Origin of the sequence: Nocardiopsis sp. NPDC006938 (assembly GCF_042869555.1) — a bacterium.
GTDB lineage: Bacteria > Actinomycetota > Actinomycetes > Streptosporangiales > Streptosporangiaceae > Nocardiopsis.
In genome coordinates, this window is record NZ_JBIAGA010000006.1 from 290,686 (window position 1) to 313,055 (window position 22,370).

The window sequence follows — 22,370 nt, forward strand, 5'->3', positions numbered from 1 at the left end:
CCGGTCGTTCCGGGCGGCGTGACGAGCGGGTACGTCCGGAGGGGCCGGTTTGTCGTCCCGGGAGCAAGGGAAATTCCTGCGTACGGGTGGTTCCGAGAGGCGGCACGCGTAACGTGTGACGTGCGGGGCGACACACTCCGGCGGATATGTCGCGAGCTTTCCCCCGAATCGATGTGACTTAACGCACGCTTAATATCCGGCCCCCAGGCTCTATGTTTGACCCTGACGGTTGCCGACCGCCCGCTCGCGAGTCACCTCTCACCTCGTGTGACACCGGTCCGCCCCGGGGGTCGAACCCCCTGATAGACGGGGCGTGGACGGGCGGGGCGCCCGCTACCCAGCGTCACGTGGGAGCCCTGTCGAAGGCGGTGTCACGCTGCTAAATAGACGAGCCATACCCGGGCCGAATCCTCCCAAACATCTGCGCGGAATCTCGCCGAAACTCCCTTGACCTTCTTTCGCTAAGTTCGATTGACGTGCCACATCAACGAACGAACCTCCAAGCACGCGACCGAACCGAAGGCGGGGCGATGAGCTCCCAGACGACGAGGGCCGCGGGCCGTGAGGACGTGCGCCTCTCGCACCCCTCCCCGGAGGACGGGCCGCACATGTGGCGGTTGGCCGCGGACACCGGGATGGACGTCAACTCCCCGTACGCCTACACGCTCTGGTGCCGCGACTTCGCCGCGACCAGCGTCGTGGCGCGGGACGCCGACGGCCGCATGGCGGCCTACGTCACCGGCTACGTCCGCCCCGACAGCCCGGACACGTACTTCCTCTGGCAGGTGGCCGTCGACCCCGCCTACCAGGGGCGGCGGCTCGCCCGCCGGATGCTCGACTTCATCGGCGAACGCCTCGCCGACCGGGGCCTGCGCTACCTCGAAGCGACCGTCACCCCCGACAACGAGGCCTCCCGCGCCCTCTTCGCCTCGTTCGCGAGGAACCTGGACGCCGACGTGGCGTGGAGCCCGCTCTTCGGTGCGGAGCACTTCCCCACGGACGGCGAAGGTCCCCACGATCCCGAGGACCTCGTACGCATCGGCCCCATCGGCCGACCCCACGACGCCGACGCCTGACCGTCCGGGCCGGATCGAACGCGATCCCCACCCGCCCCTCGTCCCAGCCCTGAGCCCACGCAGTTGGGGAAAGGAACCAAGGAACATCACCATGGAGACCTTCCAGCGCCTCGAGTCCGAAGTCCGCGGATACTGCCGGAACTGGCCCGTCGTCTTCGACAAGGCGGTCGGCAGCCACGTCCACGACGAGTCCGGCCGCCCCTACCTGGACTTCTTCGCCGGGGCCGGGTCACTCAACTACGGGCACAACAACCCCGAGCTGAAGACCTCGCTCATCGAGTACCTGACCGACGACCGGATCGTCCACAGCCTCGACGCCTACAGCGTGGCCAAACGCGAGTTCCTGAAAACCTTCGAGGAGATCGTCCTCCGACCCCGGAACCTGGACTACAAGGTCCAGTTCCCCGGCCCCGCGGGAAACAACGCGGTCGAGGCCGCGCTCAAGCTGGCCCGTAAGTACACCGGCCGCCAGACCATCATCAACTTCACCAACGGCTTCCACGGGATGACCCTCGGCGCCCTCGCCGTGACCGGGAACTCCATGAAGCGCGGTGGCGCCGGTGTACCCCTCGACCACGTCGCCACCATGCCGTTCGACAACTACCTCGACGGCCGGACCCCGGACTTCCTGTGGCTGCGCACCCTCCTGGAGGACAGCGGCAGCGGCCTGGACGCCCCGGCGGCCGTCATCGTCGAGGCCGTCCAGGGTGAGGGCGGCATCAACGTCGCCAGCGCCGAGTGGCTGCGCGGGCTCTCCGAGCTCTGCCAGGAGTACGGCATCCTGCTGATCCTGGACGACATCCAGATGGGCTGCGGCCGTACCGGCAGGTTCTTCAGCTTCGAAGAGGCCGGGATCACCCCGGACATCGTCACCCTCTCCAAGTCCATCAGCGGCTACGGCCTCCCGATGGCGCTCACGCTGTTCAAGCGCGAGCTGGACGTGTGGGAGCCGGGCGAGCACAACGGCACCTTCCGCGGCTTTAACCCGGCCATGGTCACCGGTACCGAGGCGCTGCGCCGTTTCTGGTCCGACGACTCCTTCGCCCAGGCCACCCTGGCCAAGGGCCGGCTGGTCGAGGCGCGTCTGGCCGAGATGGCCGAGGAGCACACCGAGTTCGGGGCCCACGTGCGCGGACGCGGCCTGGCCCGGGGCCTGGCCTTCGACGCCGAGGGCGGCATCGCCAAGAAGGTCGCCGCCGGGTGCTTCGACCGCGGCCTGCTCCTGGAGACCTCCGGCCCCGAGGACGAGGTCGCCAAGCTGCTCCCGCCGCTCACCACGACGGAGGAGGAGCTCACCGCCGGTCTGGACATCATGGCCGACGCCGTCCGCGAGGCGGTCAAGGTGCCGCAGACCGCCTAGGACGCGACACGCCGAAGCCGTTTCGGACCGGCGTGCCCACCGGATTGGGCGCGGGGCCGGACGGTACCTCTACCCGGGGTGCCGGTCGGCCCCGTACCGTGTACCACCAGCGCACAGAGCGCGCATCAGAGCGTGAAGGAGACACAAGTGATCGTTCGCAGTCTGGACGAGGTCAACGACACCGACGCCGACATCAAGACCGAGAACTGGCGCAGCCGTCGGATCGTCCTGGCCAAGGAGAAGGTCGGCTTCTCCTTCCACGAGACCGTCCTGTACGCGGGCACCGAGTCGACGTTCTGGTACGCCAACCACATCGAGCTCGTGCACTGCATCGAGGGCGAGGCCGAGCTGACCAACGAGGAGACCGGGGAGAAGCACATCATCACCCCGGGCACCCTCTACCTGCTCAACGGCCACGAGAAGCACACGGTCCGCCCCAAGACGGACTTCCGGGTCCTGTGTGTCTTCAACCCCCCGGTCACCGGCCGTGAGGTCCACGACGAGAACGGCGTCTACCCGCTCGTCGTCGAGGAGGAGGCCACCGCGTAGATCCCTACGCGTCGACCGCCGAGGGCGGGGTCCGGGAGGTTCGGACCCCGCCCTCCGTGTTACCGAAGGTAGGAATCCCTGGGTAAGGGGCATAAGTACCCATAGTCACGAACCACAGGTGGCCAGCTCGGAGGGGGCTTGTCGTCGGGTCACCCGACGAACGAAGACTCATAACCAGTGCATAACGGACTAAACGTGTTCAGTTACTGCTCGACGCGCCCGGGGAGGGAGACCCCGTACCAGCGCCGTCGTCCCGAGCACCCGGGCAATGGCCACGGCCGCGGCCGAAGCGCCGCGGCGAGCGCCCACACGAGGCGATCCAGCATTCGAACGCGTGAGGTCCCCGCCCCGTCATCGGGCGGTGGCCCCGCACCCGCGAGTTTTCGAGGAGCAGTCGTGAAGAATCAGGTACCAGCGCGTCGGCGGGGAACCTGGGGGCGTCGAGACGCGTTCCGCCTGGCCGGAGCAGGTGCGGCGGTGGCGGGCCTCGCGGCGTGCAGCCGGGTCGACAACAACGGGGGCGGCCGCAACGCCGAGGGGCAGAGCACCCTCGAACGTCTGCGCGAACAGGGGTTCGTCGAGGTCGCCCTGGCCAACGAGGTGCCCTTCGGTTTCGAGGACTCCGACGGCGAGGCCGCCGGGCAGTCCCCGGCGGTGGCCAAGGCCGTCTTCGAGGAGCTGGGCGTCCCCGAGATCCGGGCGGCGGCGACCTCCTGGGACGGACTCATCCCGGGCCTGCAGTCGAACCGCTACGACGTCATCGCGGCCGGTGTGTTCATCACGCCCGAACGCTGCCAGGAAGTCGCGTTCACCGAGCCGACCGCGACCTCGCCCGAGGCGTTCCTCGTGGAGAAGGACAACCCGAGGAACATCCAGCACTTCGAGGACTTCGTCGAGAACCCCGACCTCAAGCTGGCCGTGCTCAACGGTTCGGTCGAGCAGACCTACGCCGAGTACTTCGGGGTCCCGTCCGACCAGCTGGAGACCATCCAGGACCAGACCCGCGGCTTCGAGCTGCTCCAGAGCGGCCGCGTCCACGCCGTGTCCATGCTCGCGGTGTCGCACAAGTACCTGCTGATCGAGCGCGACCTGGAGGACGAGTACTCCGTCAGCGACCCCTTCTACCCCGAGATGAACGGCAAGGAGGAGAAGGGCTGGGGCGGGCTGTGCGTCCGCACCGAGGACGAGGAGCTCCTCTCGGAGATCAACCGCGTCGTCGCCGAGTTCACCGAGAGCGGCCGTCTGCTCGAACTCGGCGAGGAGTGGGGCTTCACCGAGGACGACCTGCCCGACGGGACCACCACCGCCGAGCTCTGTGGGGAGTGATCCCGCGTGGAGTTCCTGAACGAGTACGGCCCGCGCTTCGTTGACGGAGCGCTGCTCACGATCCAGCTCACGCTGGGCGGCATCGTCCTGGCCTTCGTCCTGGCGATGACCTTCGGTGTCCTGGGCACGGTGCGCAGCAGACTGGCCCGGGCGATCGCCACGGTGTACGTGGAGGTCTTCCGCGGTGTCGCGGCGCTGGTCGTCATGTACTGGCTGATCTACGCCCTGCCCCGGCTGACCGGATTCCAGCTGGAGGACATGTTCGCGGCGATCCTGGCACTGGGCCTCAACCTCGGCGCCTACGGGGCCGAGGTGGTGCGCTCCTCGATCAACGCCGTACCCCGGGCGCAGATCGAGGCCACCATGGCGCTGAACCTGTCCTGGGCCCAGCGCACGCGCCTGGTGGTCCTGCCACAGGCGTGGGCGCAGATGCTGCCCACGTTCGGCAACCTGGTGGTCGAGCTCATGAAGGCCACCGCCGTGGTGTACCTGGTCGCGTTGCAGGACCTGACCTGGATCGCCGAGGACGTGCGCCGCCTCTCCGGTGAGACCATCGCGGCCTTCCTGGTGGCCTTCGCCCTCTACTACCTGATCGCCCAGGTCCTCATCTTCGGCGTGCGCCTGCTCGAACGGCGCGCCAACCGGAAGCTGGGCCGGACCCCGCCGTCCGGCGGAGGTCTCCTCGGGCTCCTGCGGCCCCCGTCGGTCGGTACGAAGGTGGGGGTGGCCCAGTGATGGAGTTCCTGAACAACCTGTGGGACTTCGAGTACACCGGTGAGGTCCTGCCGGACCTGCTCAGCGGCCTGGTGGTCACCGTTCAGGCGACGGGCATCGGCTACGCCCTGGCGCTGACCCTCGGCCTGTTCATCGCGGTCGTGCGGCGGGTGCCGTTCTTCGGAGCCCTCCTGCACTTCCTGATGGAGTTCATCCGCACGACTCCGCTGGTGATCCAGCTGGTGTTCGTGTTCACGCTGGCTCCGCCGGACGTCTCGGCCTTCACCATCGGTGTGATCGTCCTCGGAATCCACTACGCCGCCTACACCGCCGAGGTGTACCGGTCCGGTATCGAGGGCGTGGCCAAGGGCCAGTGGGAGGCCTCGCGGGCGCTGAGCCTGCCGACCTCGCGCACCTGGACGGCGATCGTGCTGCCCCAGGCGATCCGCAGGGTGATCCCGGCGCTGGGCAACTACCTCATCGCGATGTTCAAGGACACACCGCTGCTCTTCGCCATCGGCGTGGTCGAGCTGCTGGCGATGGCACAGCAGGTCGGCAGCAAGGACTTCCGCTACGTGGAGACCTTCACCATGGTCGGGTTCCTCTTCCTCCTGGTGAGTATCCCGTCCGCGATTGTGATTCGACGACTGGAGAAGCGATATGTCGCCGTCTGATACCCCCGAGAACGTGACCGAACAGGGTGTCGGGGACGGCGCCGCCGACGGTCCGCTGATCGTGTTCGACCAGGTGGTGAAGCGCTTCGGCGACCTCACCGTCCTGGACCACCTCGACTTCGACGTGGCCGCCGGTGAGCGCGTCACGCTGATCGGGCCGAGCGGTTCGGGCAAGACCACCATCCTGCGTCTGCTCATGACGCTGGAGAAGGTCACCGAGGGACACATCACCGTCGGTGGGGAGCCGTTCAGCCACATGCCCCGGGGCAAGGGCCTGGTCCCGGCCAACGAGTCGTACCTCCGACGGCGCCGCAAGAGCATCGGCATGGTGTTCCAGCAGTTCAACCTGTTCCCGAACATGACGGTGCGCAGGAACGTCATCGAGGCGCCGGTCCACGTCCTCGGGCTGGACAAGGACGAGGCGAACGCCCGGGCCGAGGAGCTGTTGGAGCTGGTGGGCCTGGGCGACAAGGTCGACGCCCACCCGACCCAGCTGTCCGGCGGCCAGCAGCAGCGCGTGGCGATCGCCCGCGCCCTCGCGATGCGGCCGGAGATCCTCCTGCTGGACGAGGTCACCTCCGCCCTGGACCCGGAGCTGGTGGCGGGCGTCCTGGACGTGTTGCGGGAGGTGGCCGAGACCACCGACATCACGATGCTGTGCGTGACCCACGAGATGGGTTTCGCGCGGGACGTGTCGCACCGGGTTCTGATGTTCGACCAGGGCCGGATCGCCGAGGAGGGGCACCCGGACCAGATCTTCGGCGACCCCCGCGAGGAGCGGACCAAGTCCTTCCTCAAGTCGGTGCTGGAGAGCGGCCACTAGGTCCGTCACCTCGGGCGTCGGGGGCGCGGCGGGCACCGCCCGCCGCGCCCCGGCCGTCGCCCGCTCCCTCTACGGCGACCAGCTCGAAGAAGAGGAACCCGAGGAACCGGGTGCGCCCGCCGAGCCCCTCCGGCAGGAGCTCGGCGGGGGTGTCCGGCGCGACGGGCGGTTCGTCGACGCCCGCGACGTGGAACCCGGAAGCGGTGAAGTCCCGCACCATCGCGTGCAGCGGGCGGTGCCAGACGTTCAGGACGATCGGCCGCCCCCGGAGTTCGTGTTCCAGCGGCCAGGGGGCGGTCGAGAAGTAGTCGATCTCCGGTGTGACGAGCTTGTGGACGAACGGGTGCTCCACGGACACCAGGAGGCGGCCGCCGGGCCGCAGCACCCGGCGCAGCTCGCGGAGCGGGGGTTCCCACTCCTCCAGGTAGTGCAGGGCCAGCGAGCAGACGGCGTCGTCGAACGCGTCGTCCTCGTACGGGAGCCGTTCGGCCAGGTCCGCCACGCGCAGGTCGGCGTTGTCGCCGAGGCGGCCGCGCGCCAGCCGGATCATCTCCGCGCTCGCGTCGAACCCGGCCACCTCCGCGCCGCGCGCACGGAGCTCCAGGGTGAGGGGGCCCGAGCCGCACCCGGCGTCCAGGATTCGGCGGCCGGCCACGTCGCCCGCGAGGCGGAGCATGGCGGGACGCTCGTAGTGGGCGTTCATGAGGTTGGCGTCGTTGTCGGACGAGTAGGCCTCGGCGAAGTCGTCGTAGTCGCTGGGTGACACGGTGGAGGGCTCCTCGGGGTCGGGGGGTGACGGGTTCCGAGGGTAGCCACGACGGGCGTGTCGCAGGACCGGCGACAACGGGGTCACGACATACCGTAGTCATTAAGTCGCTTTTAGTTTTCCCTGGTGCAGAATGTGTGTTCTGAGACAGGGGGGACACTTGTGACCATGGTGCGAAGATGGGGGCTCACCTGGGCCGTCGGTCTCGCCGCCGTCCTGATCATCGGGCCGATACTCGCCCGTCCGCTGATGCGGGAGGACGTCTTCGGTGAGCCGTCCGTGCTGTTCCTGATCGCCTGGTCGCCGATGTTCCTCGGCATGCTGATCGCCTGGGGGCTCTCGCGGGGGTTCGGGCGGCGCCGGGAACTCGACCAGCGCATCACGGCCGCCATGGACGGCCATCCGGTCTACCGGGAACTCGCCTGGATGGCGCTCCTGCTCACCGGCTTCGTCCTGTCCATGGTCGTGCTCTCGTGGATCTTCAGCGTCTACGGGGAGGAGACCGGCGTCTCCCCGGACCTGGCGATGTCCGTGGCGCTGGTCTCGCGGCTGCTGTTCCTGTTCGCCATCCCCCTGCTGATCCTGGACCGCTCGGGCCTGACCGTCGACGGCAAGGGCACGGCCATGCCGTCGATCGCCCTGAAGATCTCCGAACCCTGGCGCTGGCTCGGACTGATTCCCGTGCTGGTCTCGGTGGCGCTGATCGGCGTCCTCATCACGCCGCACATCGGGTTGCCCCCTCCGTCGCTGACGCTGTACGCCATGCTCGTCGCGTTCACCGTGGTCGCCACCTGCGAGGAGATCTTCTTCCGGGGCATGATGCAGAGCCGACTCGAACTGCTCATGGGACGCTGGGGCGGCATCGTGGCGACGTCGGTGGTGTTCGCCATGACCTACGCGTTCATCCAGCCCTACGACGCGGTCTCCCAGCTTCCCGGTATCGACTTCGTGCACGACACCGGCATGGCGCTGCTCACCTACGGCGTCGCCAGCCTGTTCTACGGCTACCTGTGGGCCTGCTTCCGCAACACCTGGATCAACGTCCTCATGCGCGTGTCGGTGTTCGTGCTCATCCTGCCGCCCGACCTCCAGATCGGGATCGGCGGGTAGGACCGCCCGCCGCCCCGGCCCCCCAACACCGAAGAACCCGTGTCCCGCCAGGTCAGGCGGGGCGCGTGGCCGTGCCATGAGCGAAAACTTGCCCGGGCTCCAGGGAGCCGGGCGGGGATATGGGTACAGATGCTCCATAGCAGTCGCGTTGCGGTCATTTTCCCCTCACGGGGTTGTCACCGTGTGGTCATGAAAAAGGGGGAGTCTGCCCACTGTGAGCACGGAATCAGCGCCAACACCAGCGGGACCCGCCACCGCCGACCTTCCCGCCGACAGGTTCATGGACCGGGAGGAGGGGTGGCTTCGCTTCAACCAACGGGTACTCGAACTCGCGGAGGACGAGACCATCCCGCTGCTCGAACGGACGCGGTTCCTGGCCATCTTCTCCAGCAACCTGGACGAGTTCTTCATGGTGCGGGTGGCGGGCCTCAAACGCCGCCTGGCCACGGGGCTCTCCGTCGCCTCGCCCAGCGGTCACCACCCCAGGGACCTGCTGGAGCGCATCTCGCTGTTCACCCACGACCAGATCCTGCGCCTGACCGCCTGCTTCGAGGACAGCGTCGCCCCCGCCCTCGCGGCGGAGGGCATCAGCATCGTCCGCTGGAACGAGCTGGACGACTTCGAGCGCGAGTACCTGCACGGCTACTTCCGCCGCGCCATCTACCCGCTGGTCACCCCGTTCGCGGTCGACTCCGCGCACCCGTTCCCCTACATCTCCGGGCGCTCCCTCAACCTCGCCGTCACCGTCCGCGACCCGCACGACGACCGGCGCATGTTCGCCCGCGTCAAGGTGCCCAGCGCGCTGCCCAGGTTCATCGAGCTCACCACACACGGCGGCGGCCGGTTCGTCCCCGTCGAGGACATCATCGCGGGCCACCTGCCCCAGCTGTTCGAAGGCATGCAGGTGGTCGAGCACCACGCCTTCCGGGTCACGCGCAACGCCGACCTGGAGGTCGACGAGGACGAGACCGACGACCTCGTCCAGTCCCTGGAGAACGAACTCCTGCGGCGCCGCTTCGGCCCGCTCGTGCGCCTGGAGGTCGAGCAGACCATCAGCGACGAGGTGCTGGCCATCCTCCGCGAACAGCTCGGAGCCGAAGCGGAGGAGGTCTACCGCGTCCCCGGCCCGCTCAACCTGGCCGGTCTCGCCCAGATCGCCGACACCGACCGCCCCGACCTGCGCTACCCACCCATGGTCCCGGTGGAGCCGCGCGCGCTCACCTCCGGCGACCTGTTCGCGACCATCCGCGAACGCGAGGTGCTGGTCCACCACCCCTACGAATCCTTCGCCACCACCACCGAACGGTTCCTGTCACTGGCCTCCACCGACCCCAAGGTCGTGGCGATCAAGCAGACCCTCTACCGCACCAGCGGCGACTCGCCCATCGTCGAGTCGCTCATCGAGGCCGCCCGCGACGGCAAGGAGGTCGTCGTCCTGGTCGAGGTCAAGGCCCGCTTCGACGAGCAGAACAACATCCAGTGGGCCCGCAAGCTGGAGGAGGCGGGATGCCACGTCGTCTACGGTGTCGTGGGCCTCAAGACCCACTGCAAGCTGTCCATGGTCATCCGCCAGGACGACGACGGCAGGCTGCGCCGCTACTGCCACGTGGGCACCGGCAACTACAACCCGAGCACCGCGCGGATCTACGAGGACTTCGGCCTGTTCAGCGCGGCGGCGGAGGTGGGTGAGGACGTCAGCGACCTCTTCAACAGCCTCACCGGTTTCTCCCGCAAGAAGCACTACCGCAGGCTGCTGGTCGCACCCGCCTCCCTGCGCCGCGGCCTGATCAAACAGATCGGGACCGAGGTGGAGAACAGTCTCAAGGGCGAACCCGCGCACATCAGGATCAAGGTGAACTCCCTCGTCGACGAGGAGATCATCGACGCCCTGTACCGCGCCTCGCAGGCCGGGGTCGACGTGGACCTGTGGGTGCGCGGCAGCTGTGTGCTGCGCGCCGGGGTGCCGGGCCTGTCCGAGAACATCCGGGTGCGCAGCGTCCTGGGCCGCTTCCTCGAACACTCCCGGGTGTTCGTGTTCGCCAACGGCTGGCGGCCCAAGGTGTGGATCGGAAGCGCCGACCTCATGCCCCGCAACCTCGACCGTCGGGTGGAGGCGCTGGTCCGGATCGCCGACCCGGAGCAGTGCCGCCGACTGGTGGGCATCATGGACCTGGCGATGTCCGACAGCACCTCCTCGTGGCGGCTCGAACCGGACGGCTCATGGAAGCGCGTCACCCGCGACGAGGAGGGACAACCGCTGGCCGACCTCCAGGACACCCTGCGAGGCGACCGGCACCTGAGAGTGGTGGACGGGTGAACACCCACGAGAACGGGGCCGGTCACGGGGGCCCCGACACGGGCGCCCCGGAGACGACGGCCCCCGAGATCCGGATGACCAGTGCCTTCCCCCCGCGCGACACCGCGGTGGGCGGGTACCTGGAACCGATCCGGGCGGGTGGGGCCGTGCTCTGGCGCGACGGCCCCGCCGGCCGGGAGGTCGTGCTCATCCGGCGACCGGACCGGGGCGACTGGACCCTGCCCAAGGGCAAGCTCAAGAACGGCGAGCACCCCATCATCGGCGCGGTCCGCGAGGTCGAGGAGGAGACCGGCCTGACCCCCGTCATGGGGCGGCGGCTTCCACCCCAGCGCTACCTCAAGGACGGCTGGCCCAAGCAGGTCGAGTGGTGGGCGGCCACCCCCGCGCGACCGGACGGGCGGATCGACTACGAGCCCAACGAGGAGGTGGAGACGGTCGAGTGGGTCCCGGTGGCCGAGGCGCGTACCCGGCTCACCTACGACCACGACGTCCAGGTGCTCGACAACTTCCGGGTGGGTCCCGCCCGTACCTTCCCCGTCATCCTCCTGCGCCACCTGTCGGCGGGGGAGAAGCGCTCGTGGAACGACAGCGACCTGCTGCGGCCGCTCGACGAGAACGGCCGCGCCGACGCCCTGGCCCTGCCCCGCGTGCTGGGCGCCTACGGGAGTCTGCGTGCGGTCACGTCGGCGGCGGCCCGCTGCACCGAGTCCCTGTTGCCGCTGACGGTCGAGTGCGACGTTCCCATGAGCACCGAGCGCGCCCTCACGGTGGGGCCGGAGGGCGGCGGCTACGACGTGGAGGAGGCCCGGGAGGTCATCGCCCGTGTCCTCGACGAACGGCGGCCCACGGTGGTCTGCACCCACGGCGAACTGGTCCCGCACCTGCTGACCGAGGCCCTCACCCGGCTGGGCGCCCCGGTGTCCCAGCAGCGCGGCCTGCGCAAGGGGTCCTTCTGGGTGCTGCACGTCTCCGAGGAGGGAGATCTGGCCGGGGTGGAGCGGCACGGCGTGCGCGAGTGAACCCGCGCGGGCGGCCTCGCACGGCCTTCCCGGCCCCGCCCGGCCGGGTCCGGCGGCGGACCCGGTGGGGGAGTGGCCGACGACGGTGACATGATGCCGTCATGCCCAAACACATGGTGGCCCGGAGCGTCGTGGTCGACGCCCCGGCCAAGCGGATCTTCGACCTCGTCGCCACACCGTCCCAGCACGCGGTGCTCGACGGCTCCGGCACCGTCCAGGGCGCGCACACCGGCCCGGACCGGCTGGAGCTGGGAGCGGAGTTCGTCACGGACATGAAGATGCTCGGCCTCCCCTACCGGATGACCAACCGTGTGGTGGAGTTCGAGGAGGGACGGCTCATCGCCTGGAGGCACGTGGGGTCGCACCGCTGGCGGTACGAGCTCCGTGAGCTTCCCGAGGGCCGCACCCTGGTCACCGAGACCTTCGACTACTCCCGCGGGCAGACCGCCTTCTACGTCCTGAGCGGGGCTCCCGCGCGCAACGCGCGGGGCATCGTCCGTACCCTGGAGCGCCTCAAGGAGGCCGCCGAGGCCGAGGAGGCCTGACATCGGGGGCGGCGCCCCTTCCGTGACCGGGCCCGGACGTGTGACCGGGCCCGTTCGCGTGCCCGGGTCCGTCACGCACGGCACTCTCCGATATGCCCTAAAGTTCGGCGAGGGCCGCGTTCCCCTCGCCTCCCAGCCTCCGTGGCGCCGGGTGAGCGGGCCCCGCTGACAGGCAGTTCCGGTGACAGGCGCGCCGGTCGACGCGGGAGGTCGGGAGACCAGTGGTGGGAACGAGCTTGGGGGACGTGTGGCAGGACGTGCTGACGGCCCAGCCCGATCCGGAACAGTGGATCATCGTCACGACCGCCGTGGTGGCCCTGGCGGCCGTGCTGCTGCGCCAGCCCTGGCGGGTGGGGCGTAACGTCGTCACCATCGCCCACGAGCTCGGGCACGCGCTCGTGGCCCTGCTCAGCGGCCGCCAGCTGACCGGCATCCGGCTGCACTCGGACACGTCCGGCCTGACCGTCTCCCGGGGCAGGCCGACGGGTATCGGCATGATCCTCACGCTGTTCGCGGGCTACGTCGCCTCCAGCGTGATCGGCCTCCTCGGCATCATGATGCTGATGGCGGGCTACGTGACCGCGCTGCTGTGGTTGAGCATCGTCGTGCTCGGCGCCATGCTGATCATGATCCGCAACCTGTACGGAGTGCTGTCGATCGTGGCCACCGGAGCCGTGGTCTTCGGTGTCAGCTGGTTCACTCCGTACGAGGTCCAGGCCGCCTTCGCGTACCTGTTCATCTGGTTCCTGCTGTTCGCCGGGGTGCGCCCGGTCCTCGAACTCCAGTCGCAGCGCAGGAGCAACCCCTCCCCGCACTCCGACGCCGACCAGCTGGCCCGTCTGACCGGCCTCCCCGGGACCTTCTGGGTGGGCGTCTTCCTGGTCGTGAACCTCTCGGTCACCGGTCTGGGCGTGTGGCTGCTGTTCACCTGACCCCGGAGCCGCCGGTCCGCCCGGCCGATTCCGCCGCCCATGCGAGAGGGCCCCGCGTCATCGGACGCGGGGCCCTCATGTGCCCGGGTGCGGGCGTGGCTAGTGGGAGGTCTGCTGGGCGCTGAGCGCCGTGGCGACCGACGGGAACACCGGGATACGGGTGTCCAGCGAGGTGACGCGCAGGGTCTGCAGGACGCGCGGCACCGGGGCGGCGATCACCAGGAGGGCCTGCTGCTCCTTGGCGGCCTTGTGGGCGCGGATGAGCACGCGCAGCCCGCTGGAGTCGATGAACCGCAGGTCGGCGCAGTCCAGCACGACACGGCCGAAGGGCTGTGTGGTCAACGCCTCCGTGACCGCCTCCTGGAAGCGGTGCTCGGTGGCCATGTCGATCTCCCCGTCCAGGGCCAGGACGCGTCCGGCCTCGTGCAGGGTGGAGGAGATGGTCAGGTCGGGCATGGCGACTCCGGCGTACTCGGGCCGAGCCCGAGGGGTCGGCGAAGCAGGCCGCACGTCGCCCCATCGGGGACGTGCGGTGACCGGTGCGATGGTTGCGTTACCGCGTGAGCCAAGCTGATGGTTCATCAAGTTCCTTGCGTGGTGCCCCGGGCTGGGAACCGGGGAGGAAACGCCTTTCTCGCCTGGTTTGCTCGGAAAAGCACGGCGTCCGTACAACGCCCGGCCGCTGCCGGGAGTTCCTGGCGCCGTGGGTCAGTGGTGTGGCGTGTGTTCTCTGACGTGCTACGAGGGGCCGTGGCCCCCGTGCTCGGCCGTCTCGCCGGAACCGGTGGCCGGGCCCGGCCCTCCACCCGTGAGAACCGGCCCGCGACGGCGGGCATTCCCCGGTGGGTCGTGGCGGGGACCCCGGGCGGGCCCGTGATCCCCGTTCGGCCCCGATCCCCGGTGCCCCGTCAGGGCGCCGCGGTGCGTTGTCGTCGAGGCCGTCCAGCCTCGGACTTTACCACAGCGCCGTGGCCGTTTCGTGACGGGAGCGACGCAAGGTCGTGCCCCGGCCGGTTGACCGTTCCCGTGATTCCTGGTGTATGGGTCACGCCTCCTGGACGCAGTGCGACCCCTCCGGGTCCTCCTCGGGCACCCGTTCGCGTTGCTGGAGCGCCCACACACACGCCGACAGGGTGAGCGGGACCGCCACGGTCAGCGCCAGCGCGGGGATGGCCACCCCCGAGTCGTTGGCCGCGAAACCCACCAGCGCCGTCACCAGGGAGCCGGTCAGCCCGGCCCGGAGTGTCGGGGCGTACTCGTAGGCCCGCTGGAGCGCGCCGATCCGCCAGTTGCCGGGCCGGTTGAGGACGGCGAACAGGAACACCAGGGCCCCGGCCGCCAGCAGGGTGAGGTGCCAGTTGCCCAGGGTGCCCAGCATGGCGCCCAGTTTGCGTGCCAGCACCGTGCCGGCGTCGCCGTTCACCACCTGCTCGGCGAACGCCCCGAAGTGGCTGCGGTCCTCCACCGGACGCAGGTAGTCCATCCAGGCCAGCAGCGAGATCGCCGTGACCGAGACCACCGCCACCGCCGCCAGCCGCAGGGCGGTGATCCGAATCCCGGCGATCATCATCGTGGTCACCGCCAGGCCGGGGATCAGCGCGATCACCCCGCCGAAGTCCGTGCCCAGCCCCGGCCACCCGATGATCAGTACGGACGCGGTGCCCACGAGCAGGGTCGTGACCACCGCGGCGCGCCGTCGGCCGCGTGAGATCAGCGCGTGGGAGACGCCCGCCACCGCCATGAGCATGCCGGTCGCGAAGGTCGCGAAGGCGATGTTGCCGATCCCGTAGAACCGTCCCGCCACGATCGGTGAGTACCCGGTGGGCGAGTTCATCTGCAGGTGCGCGCCGAAACAGAGGTCGAGGAAGAGTACGACGGTGGTCGCGCCCGCCACCACCGTCATCGGCCCCAGGATGGTGCGGCGCCACGGCCCCGCCACCGCCAGCGCCACCACGAGGGCGTCCACGGCCAGGACCGAGGCCAACAGCGCGAGCGGCGGGTACTGGGACGCCCACCACGGGATGAGGTTGGCCAGGTAGCTCGCCACGGGGAACGCCGCACCGGCCAGCGCCACCACCCGGGTCACCGACAACACCGCGGCCCGCTTGCCCCGTTCGCCCCAGGAGTACCGGTGCATCGCGTACGCCGCCGCCGCGTAGATGAGCAGCTGGATCGCCACCAGGCCGCTGAAGAACCCCGGGATGGAGGCGCCGACCACGATGGCGGCGGTGTTGAAGTCGACCAGCCGGACCACCGCCTCCTCGAACGGGCTCGGCCGGTCGGTGGTCTGCCACACCCGGCCGCCGGTGGGCTGTCCGGGGTCCGCTCCCAGTGTGTCCAGCACGGTCGCGGTGGTGTCGGTCAGGACCACCAGGCCGGGCCGTCGGGTCGACTCCGACGCGAGGTAGGCGGCGGGACCGGCCAGGCCGTCCCCCACGGCCCGCCCGGTCAGGGCGACGGTCAGCTGGGAGGGGCCGGTGTCCATGGAGACCCCGAGCACCATCAGGGTCGCCCCGTCCGGAAGGGTGCGCACCAGGGCGGCCAGACGCGAGTCGAGCGTCTCCAGGGTGTCCTCCCGGACCTGCTCCGGCACGTCCTCGGGGTCGGCCTCCTTGGGTCCGTCGTCGCCGGAGTCCGTGTCGGCCGGGTAGAGACTGGTCAGCTCGGGCATCTCCACCACCGCGAGGGACACGCCCCGCAGCCGCTCGGCGGACAGGTCGCGCGCCGAGTCGACGTAGTGGTCGACCCGCCCCGACGCGTCGGCGGCGCCCAGCGCGGCACCCGGTCCGGCGGCCAGGGTCAGCCCGCCCCGGTCGCGCACGGCTTGGCCGAGCAGCCCCACGGGCGCGGCGAACACGGACCGCGCGTTCTGTTCGGCGAAGTCCGAGAAGCCGGGGACGGTCGCGCCGGAACCGTCCACCACCGGTTCCGGTGCGGGTTCGCAGACGGTGAAGCGTTCACGCTCGGACAGTGCGCGCTGCCCGGCGGAGACCGAGAGCCAGCCGTCGGTGGGGCAGGTCCGGGAGGTGGCGGTACGGATCGACACGTTGCCGATCGCACCGGCCTCGGCCATCTCCCAGAGCGCCGGAGTGTGCTCGGGGGTGACGTCCTCCCAGAGCAGCCCCGGGACCCCCACCAGCACGACCGGGCCGTCGGAGGGCCCCTCCGGCAGGCCGACGTTGGTGCCGTTCCGGTCCGACCCGGGGGAGTCCGCCTGGCCCGCGGAGGCGGGCGCGGTACAGAGCAGGACCGTCACCGCCAACAGCAGGGCGCACAGGCGCCCTCCCGGCAGTGTGCCGGTGGCCGTGCGCCGTTCCCGGCGCGGGCCGAGCCGTCGACTCGGTGACATGGCCGTCCCCCCGATCGCGATCACCTCACTGGACGCCCACCCTAGTGATCACACTCCTCTGAGCGGGGAATACGGCGATTCCGGACAGGGCGGACCGGGAGGTTCCGGGCAAGGAGGGGAGGCGGCGGGGGGACGGAGCGGGGCTGGGCGGCGGACACGGCCGACCGCCCGGGGGTCACGGCTCCAGGCCCCACGCCTTCAGGGTCGCGTCGGCGTCGGGCAGCGCGAGCCCGCGGGTGACCGCTCCGGGCGTTCGGCCGAACCGCGGCGCCGGTCCCGCCACGATCCGCTCCCCTTCACGGACGAGCGAGCCCCGGGCCCGCACGTGCGGGTGGTCGGGCGCCTCCGCCAACGACAGGATCGGCATGACGCAGGCGTCGGTGCCCTCGAACACCGCGCCCCACTCGTCCCGGCCGCGCGTGCGCAGCACCTCGGCGAAGCGCTCCCGCAGCCGGGGCCAGCCCTCGGTGTCCCACTGCTCGGGCAGGTCCTCGCCGTCCAAGCCGATCCCGGAGAGGAAGGCCGCGTAGAACTGGGGCTCGATACAGGCCACGGACACGTGCCCGCCGTCGGCGCACTCGTAGACGTCGTACCAGGGCGCGCCGGTGTCGAGGTAGTTGGTGCCGCGTTCGTCGCTCCACGAGCCGCGCGCCCGGTCCTCGTGCACCATCGACATCAGCAGGGCGCTGCCGTCCATCATCGCGGCGTCCACGACCTGGCCGCGTCCCGAGTCCTGACGTTCCAGGAGCGCGGCCAGGACGCCGGTGACCGCGAACATGGTGCCGCCCGCGAAGTCGCCGAGCAGGTTGATCGGCGGGACCGGGGGGCCGTCGGCGCGGCCGATCGAGTGCAGGGCCCCGTTCACGGACACGTAGTTCATGTCGTGGCCGGCGGTGTGGGCCAGGGGGCCGCCCTGTCCCCAGCCGGTGACCCGCGCGTACACCAGGCGGGGATGGAGCTCCAGGCAGGTGTCGGGCCCCAGGCCGAGCCGTTCCATGACGCCCGGCCGGAAGCCCTCCAGGAGGACGTCGGCGCGGCCGATGATCTCACGGGCACGGTCGAGCCCCTCAGGGGACTTCAGGTCGAGGCCGACCACGGCCCGGCCCTCGCTCATGTGCGGCCCGGCGGTGCCCGAGGCCATCGCCTCGGCGGCCTGGGGGCGGTCGATCCGGACGACGCTGGCGCCCAGGTCCGCGAGGAGCATTCCGGTCATCGGGGTCGGGCCGATTCCGGTGAACTCGACGACGCGGATTCCGTTGAGGGGTCCCATGGTGCCTCCGGGGGGTGTTGGTCGGGGAACTGGCTAGAACGACGTTCGGTTCATTGTGCAGGTTGGGGCGATGTGATGCCAGGGCTCCGGCGGCGCGCGCGGAGAAGGGCGGGGCGGGCAGTGAAGGTCAGTGAGGCCAAAGGTGAGATGCCCCTTGTGCGAGGAATGGTTTTCGGTCCATCTCAAAAAGCGCGCTTCCCTGGTGTTAATGTGGCCGTGCCCGGGATTCCCACCCCGCGCCACCAGCGGGAATCCCCATTTCCAGCCCTCGGAGAAGGTTCTGCCGTCATGCCCAGAAAACCCGGAAAGAACGGAACCGCCCACCGGTCCCGTAGGCGTCGGCGACCACGCGCCTCCCTTCTCCGCCCCGCCCCGGTCATGGCGGCCGCCGTCGCCGTGGTCCTGGTCACGGCGGGCGCGGGCACCGCGCTGGCCATGGACAAGACCGTCGTGCTGGACGCCAACGGCGAGCAGAGCCGGGTCCGTACCTTCGGCGACAGCGTCCAGGACGTCCTCGACACCGCCGGGGTCGAACTCGGAGAACACGACGTGGTCGCGCCCTCCCCGGACACCGCCGTCAGCGCCGGGGACCACGTCGTCGTCCGCTCGCCCCGGGAGATCACCGTCGACCTCGACGGCCACCAGACCTCCCACCGGGTGCACGCCGCCACCCTCGGCGAGGCACTCCAACAGATCGGACTCGACCCGCAGGGCCTCGAACTCTCGGTGGGGCACGACGCCCCGGTGCCCCCGGACGGCCTCGCCGTGAGCGCCCGGCGCGCGCCCCGCATGGTCGTCATGTATGACACCCAGCGCTCCGAGACCCGCACCACCGGCACGACCGTCGCCGACGTCCTCGACACCGCCGGGATCGAACCCGGAGAGCACGACGTCGTCACCCCGGAACCCGACCAGCCGGCCGAACCCGACATGGTCGTGCGCGTCCTACCCGCCCTCGGAGAGCCCCGGACGGAGGAGGTCGTGATCGAGGCCGTCACCGTCGAACGCGAGAACCCCGACCTCCCCGAAGGCGAACGCGAGGTCGTCACCGAACCCGAGGACGGGCTCAAGGAGGTCACCACCCTCCGTGTCCTGCGCCACGGCGAGGAGACCGACCACGAACTCTCCGAGGAGGTCGTCACCGAACCCGTCGAGGGGCTCGTGGAGATCGGTACCAAGGTCGAGGAGGAGCCCGTCGACCCGGCCAGCGCCGAGGCGGGCTCCCTCAACTGGTCCGGCCTGGCCCAGTGCGAGTCCGGCGGGGACCCGTCGGCGGTGAACTCCGCGGGCGGCTACTACGGCCTCTACCAGTTCAGCACCAGCACCTGGGCGTCGGTCGGCGGTAGCGGCCTGCCCTCCGAGGCCAGCCCGGCCGAACAGACCCAGCGGGCACAGCGGCTCTACGACAGCGTCGGCGGGAACTGGCAGAGCCAGTGGCCCCACTGCGGCGTGCGCCTCTTCGACTGATCCGGGCGGGCCGGGCGGCGGAAGGTCCGGGCGACCGGCGCCCGCACCGCTGGCCGAGCGGGTCGGCGGCGGCTGGCAAGATGTGTGGGTGACACAGACACCCGAGACCGACCCCGCCGACCGCTCCCGCCTGCTCACCCCCGCCGACGTGCGGGCCCTCGCGGAACGGTTCGGCATCCGGCCCACCAAGACCCTGGGCCAGAACTTCGTCATCGACCACGGCACCGTCCGCCGCATCGTCCGTGTCGCGGGCGTCGGCGCCGACGACGTGGTCGTCGAGGTGGGGCCCGGACTCGGATCGCTCACCCTCGCGCTCCTCCCGCACGTGCGGAGGGTCACCGCGATCGAGATCGACCCGGCGCTGGCCGAGGCACTGCCCGGTACCGTCGCCGACCACGCTCCCGACCTCGCCGACCGGCTCACGGTGGTCCCCGGTGACGCCATGCGCGTCACCGAGCTGCCCGGCCCCGCGCCCACCGCGCTCGTGGCGAACCTGCCCTACAACGTGTCCGTGCCGGTCCTGCTGCACCTGCTCGAACTCCTGCCCAGCCTGAAGCGGGTCCTGGTCATGGTGCAGGCCGAGGTCGCCGACCGGATCACCGCCACCCCCGGCGGCCGTATCTACGGGGTGCCCTCCGCGAAGGTCGCCTGGTACGCCGACGCGCGCCGGGCCGGCGCGGTCGGCCGCAACGTCTTCTGGCCCGCGCCCAACGTGGACTCGGGCCTGGTGGAACTGGTCCGCCGCCCCGAACCCGCCACGAAGGCCCCGCGCGCCGAGGTCTTCAAGGTGATCGACGCCGCGTTCGCCCAGCGCCGCAAGACGCTGCGCGCCGCCCTGTCCGGCTGGGCCGGGTCGGCCCCCGCCGCCGAGGCGGCGCTCCGGGCCGCCGGTGTCGACCCCGGCGCGCGCGGCGAGTCCCTGGGGATCGAGGAGTTCGCCGCGATCGCCGAGCACCGGCCGCGGTAGCCGTCGAGCACCGGCCCCGCCCCTTCCGGAGGTGGGGGCGGCCCTTCGCCGGGCACGCCGAAGGGGCGCCCCGGAGGACGCCCCTTCCGTGCCCGCCGTCTACTCGCCCCGCTGGTCCGGGGCGGACGACTGGTCCGGCGCCTCGCGCTGACGCGAGCGGAACAGCGCCCGCGCGATCGCGGCCACGCCCAGCCCCACCGCGAGGACGGGGAGCAGCCAGACCACGTTGGCCTCCCACTCTCCGCTGCCCCGGACGACGAACGCGATCGCCAGCCCCAGGAACAGCACTCCCGCGACGAACGAACCCCAGTCAGTTCCCCGCTTGGTCATACCGCACCTCCACTGTGCCGGCCCTGACGGTGGCCCGCACGTTGATCTCGGGCACACCGTCCTCCTCCTGCTCGGCGGTCCGCTCCCCGCCGGTCGACCCGGTCGTCTCCTTCGGCTCGAAGGTCTCCTCGTTGGCGATGCCGATCCCGGTCACGAAGTCGCCGTCCGGTTCCCTGCTCCCGGCCCCGATGGTTCCGGCCCCGACGTCCGAGACCAGGATGACGCGGGCGTCCTCGGGGATCACCAGGACCAGGTTCCCCGCGTCCACCCGTGCCGCGACGTCCACGGACCCGTCCGGGCCGAGCTCGGCGGGCAGACCGGTCAGGTCCAGCGTCGCCGTCCCCGCGTTCAACCACAGGTCGCCCGAGCGGGCCTCCGCGACCGTGGCGGGTCGCCAGTCACGGTCCCCGATCCGGGCCTGGGTGAGGTCGACCGACGACACGAGCACCGCGCCGAGCACGGCGACGACGCCGAGGAACGCCAGGCCCCGGGGGTTGCCCGCCCAGGTGCCGACGATCGCGTACAGGCCGATCACCGCCACCACGGCGGCCATGAAGTAGACCCCCAGCACCGGTCCGAACAACAGCTGGGTGGTGGACGCCTCGGACACGGGCGGACCCAGGTGCGGGGCGGTCAGCGCCCAGCCGACCGCCAGGGCGATCACGGTCCACAGGGCGTGCGAGGCCAGCGGCGACCGGCGCCCTCCGGAACCGTGCCCCCGGCAGGAGCCCCCGCCGTGGCGTTCCGCGTCACGCCCGTTCCCGGCCCGGCCGTGCCCATCGTTTTCCTCGTCCTCCTCGTCGTCCTCTTCGTCATCCGTGCCCTGGTCCACGGACGTGCGTTCCGACACCACCGCCAGGTCCACCGGACCGTGCGGGGACGAGGCCCACGGTTGGGCCGGGTTGTAGTAGGCGGCGACCGGCTGCGGCGCCGGTCCCGTGGGAGGAGGTTCGCGTGTGGCCAGGTCAGCGCGCAGAGCCAGCAGTGAGGCGCGTAGGTCCACGCCACGGTTCCGCGCGGTCAGCAACGCCAGTACCAGCGGAATCGCCAGCACCAGCGTCCCCCAGCCGAACCCGCCCACCAGGCTGAGGGCGGTCGCCCCGGCCAGCCCGAGCGTCAGGAGCTTCAGCACCGCCTGCGGCGGGATGCTCCGGTTCAGCAGCTGTTCGAAGGTGGCCGGGCCGCCCTGCGGGTCCCGCATGAGCATCCACGCGCCGATGTAGAGCAGCAGCCCCGTGCCACCGGCGAACGCCGTCAGCACGAACGCGGCCCGCCACACCACGGGATCGACCCGCGTGTAGGCACCCAGCCCGGAGCACACACCGGCCAGGGCCTGGCGCTGGTCGTCACGGCGCAGTTCGGGGCCGGTCGCGGGCTCGGAGACGGCACCCGTCGGGCCGTCCTCCGTGGTCACGCCCTCAGAGGGGCCCGCGCCGTTCCCGGCGTGACCACCCACGGGGGAGTGCCGTTCCGAAGGCCCGCGCCCAGGGGGGCCGCCCCCGACGGGGGAGTCCCCGGGCGACGCCCCGGTCGGCGTCTCGCCGTCAGACATGGACACTCACCACACTTTCCTCATGGAACCATCGTGGCCTCCGCCGCGTCGCGATGGGAATCCGGGACGACCCTGAACCCACCCTGACCGGAACACCAGGGCAGGACCAGGGCCGTGCCCCCGATGTCCCACGAGGGTCACACAGGGCATGCTGGAACCGTCCACAACCACGCGCGAAACAGGTCACGGCCGTCGCGCCACACACGAAAGCGGTGATCGGGCGG

General features: G+C 70.8%; 20 protein-coding genes. 14 read left to right on the forward strand and 6 right to left on the reverse strand.

The genetic code is table 11. The features are described from left to right. Window positions 1-530: 530 nt before the first annotated feature. The 7 genes from ectA to ehuA all read left to right on the forward strand — a co-directional run bounded on the left by ectA (window position 531) and on the right by ehuA (window position 6,522). Window positions 531-1,076: a diaminobutyrate acetyltransferase gene (gene ectA, locus ACFYL4_RS12685; protein ID WP_387518386.1), complete on the forward strand. Its 546-nt coding sequence runs from the start codon at window positions 531-533 to the stop codon at window positions 1,074-1,076. Window positions 1,077-1,167: 91 nt separating this feature from the next. After that, window positions 1,168-2,436, forward strand: coding sequence for a diaminobutyrate--2-oxoglutarate transaminase (ectB, locus tag ACFYL4_RS12690; RefSeq protein ID WP_357760792.1), 1,269 nt, complete (start codon window positions 1,168-1,170; stop codon window positions 2,434-2,436). A 147-nt stretch (window positions 2,437-2,583) separates the two neighbouring features. Next, window positions 2,584-2,985, forward strand: a complete 402-nt coding sequence (locus tag ACFYL4_RS12695; protein WP_357760795.1) for an ectoine synthase — start codon at window positions 2,584-2,586, stop codon at window positions 2,983-2,985. A 477-nt stretch (window positions 2,986-3,462) separates the two neighbouring features. Beyond that, a complete protein-coding gene (ehuB, locus tag ACFYL4_RS12700) occupies window positions 3,463-4,311 on the forward strand; it encodes an ectoine/hydroxyectoine ABC transporter substrate-binding protein EhuB (RefSeq protein WP_357760820.1) in 849 nt (282 codons plus the stop codon). Window positions 4,312-4,317: 6 nt separating this feature from the next. Continuing rightward, entirely contained in the window at window positions 4,318-5,046 is a 729-nt protein-coding gene (gene ehuC, locus ACFYL4_RS12705) for an ectoine/hydroxyectoine ABC transporter permease subunit EhuC (RefSeq protein ID WP_387518387.1), read from the forward strand. Beyond that, complete coding sequence (gene ehuD, locus ACFYL4_RS12710) at window positions 5,046-5,699, forward strand: ectoine/hydroxyectoine ABC transporter permease subunit EhuD (RefSeq protein ID WP_387518388.1); 654 nt, start codon at window positions 5,046-5,048, stop codon at window positions 5,697-5,699. Before ehuC ends, ehuD begins: the two co-directional genes overlap by 1 nt. After that, complete coding sequence (gene ehuA, locus ACFYL4_RS12715) at window positions 5,686-6,522, forward strand: ectoine/hydroxyectoine ABC transporter ATP-binding protein EhuA (RefSeq protein ID WP_387518389.1); 837 nt, start codon at window positions 5,686-5,688, stop codon at window positions 6,520-6,522. Before ehuD ends, ehuA begins: the two co-directional genes overlap by 14 nt. Here ehuA and ACFYL4_RS12720 read toward each other — a convergent pair. Continuing rightward, entirely contained in the window at window positions 6,494-7,288 is a 795-nt protein-coding gene (locus ACFYL4_RS12720; protein WP_387518390.1) for a class I SAM-dependent methyltransferase, read from the reverse strand. The two genes, ehuA and ACFYL4_RS12720, sit on opposite strands and share 29 nt — an antisense overlap. A gap of 168 nt (window positions 7,289-7,456) precedes the next feature. On the opposite strand from ACFYL4_RS12720, the gene ACFYL4_RS12725 reads away from it, so the two are divergent. The 5 genes from ACFYL4_RS12725 to ACFYL4_RS12745 all read left to right on the forward strand — a co-directional run bounded on the left by ACFYL4_RS12725 (window position 7,457) and on the right by ACFYL4_RS12745 (window position 13,211). Beyond that, window positions 7,457-8,398: a CPBP family intramembrane glutamic endopeptidase gene (locus ACFYL4_RS12725; protein ID WP_357769387.1), complete on the forward strand. Its 942-nt coding sequence runs from the start codon at window positions 7,457-7,459 to the stop codon at window positions 8,396-8,398. A 214-nt stretch (window positions 8,399-8,612) separates the two neighbouring features. After that, a complete protein-coding gene (locus ACFYL4_RS12730) occupies window positions 8,613-10,715 on the forward strand; it encodes an RNA degradosome polyphosphate kinase (protein ID WP_357769385.1) in 2,103 nt (700 codons plus the stop codon). Further along, entirely contained in the window at window positions 10,712-11,734 is a 1,023-nt protein-coding gene (locus ACFYL4_RS12735; RefSeq protein WP_387518392.1) for an NUDIX domain-containing protein, read from the forward strand. Before ACFYL4_RS12730 ends, ACFYL4_RS12735 begins: the two co-directional genes overlap by 4 nt. A 101-nt stretch (window positions 11,735-11,835) precedes the next feature. Next, window positions 11,836-12,279, forward strand: coding sequence for an SRPBCC family protein (locus ACFYL4_RS12740; RefSeq protein WP_387518394.1), 444 nt, complete (start codon window positions 11,836-11,838; stop codon window positions 12,277-12,279). A 236-nt stretch (window positions 12,280-12,515) separates the two neighbouring features. Further along, on the forward strand, window positions 12,516-13,211 hold the full coding sequence (locus ACFYL4_RS12745; RefSeq protein ID WP_357769389.1) for a M50 family metallopeptidase: 696 nt from the start codon (window positions 12,516-12,518) through the stop codon (window positions 13,209-13,211). A 99-nt stretch (window positions 13,212-13,310) separates the two neighbouring features. On the opposite strand, the gene ACFYL4_RS12750 is transcribed toward ACFYL4_RS12745, so the two are convergent. From ACFYL4_RS12750 to ACFYL4_RS12760, 3 genes are all read right to left on the reverse strand, one after another. Continuing rightward, the gene (locus ACFYL4_RS12750) at window positions 13,311-13,667 is read right to left on the reverse strand and encodes an STAS domain-containing protein (protein WP_357769381.1); all 357 of its coding nucleotides are present in this window, start codon (window positions 13,665-13,667) and stop codon (window positions 13,311-13,313) included. Between the two features lie 589 nt (window positions 13,668-14,256). Further along, window positions 14,257-16,560: a hypothetical protein gene (locus ACFYL4_RS12755; RefSeq protein ID WP_387518397.1), complete on the reverse strand. Its 2,304-nt coding sequence runs from the start codon at window positions 16,558-16,560 to the stop codon at window positions 14,257-14,259. 175 nt (window positions 16,561-16,735) lie between these two features. Then, on the reverse strand, window positions 16,736-17,830 hold the full coding sequence (locus ACFYL4_RS12760; RefSeq protein ID WP_387518399.1) for a CaiB/BaiF CoA transferase family protein: 1,095 nt from the start codon (window positions 17,828-17,830) through the stop codon (window positions 16,736-16,738). A gap of 288 nt (window positions 17,831-18,118) precedes the next feature. On the opposite strand from ACFYL4_RS12760, the gene ACFYL4_RS12765 reads away from it, so the two are divergent. Next, entirely contained in the window at window positions 18,119-19,297 is a 1,179-nt protein-coding gene (locus ACFYL4_RS12765) for a ubiquitin-like domain-containing protein (protein ID WP_387518401.1), read from the forward strand. 82 nt (window positions 19,298-19,379) lie between these two features. Next, the gene (rsmA, locus tag ACFYL4_RS12770; protein WP_387518403.1) at window positions 19,380-20,264 is read left to right on the forward strand and encodes a 16S rRNA (adenine(1518)-N(6)/adenine(1519)-N(6))-dimethyltransferase RsmA; all 885 of its coding nucleotides are present in this window, start codon (window positions 19,380-19,382) and stop codon (window positions 20,262-20,264) included. A 99-nt stretch (window positions 20,265-20,363) separates the two neighbouring features. On the opposite strand, the gene ACFYL4_RS12775 is transcribed toward rsmA, so the two are convergent. After that, a complete protein-coding gene (locus ACFYL4_RS12775) occupies window positions 20,364-20,594 on the reverse strand; it encodes a hypothetical protein (protein ID WP_387518405.1) in 231 nt (76 codons plus the stop codon). After that, window positions 20,575-22,008: a PspC domain-containing protein gene (locus ACFYL4_RS12780; protein ID WP_357769370.1), complete on the reverse strand. Its 1,434-nt coding sequence runs from the start codon at window positions 22,006-22,008 to the stop codon at window positions 20,575-20,577. The genes ACFYL4_RS12775 and ACFYL4_RS12780 overlap by 20 nt, the downstream gene beginning before the upstream one ends. Window positions 22,009-22,370 lie beyond the last annotated feature (362 nt).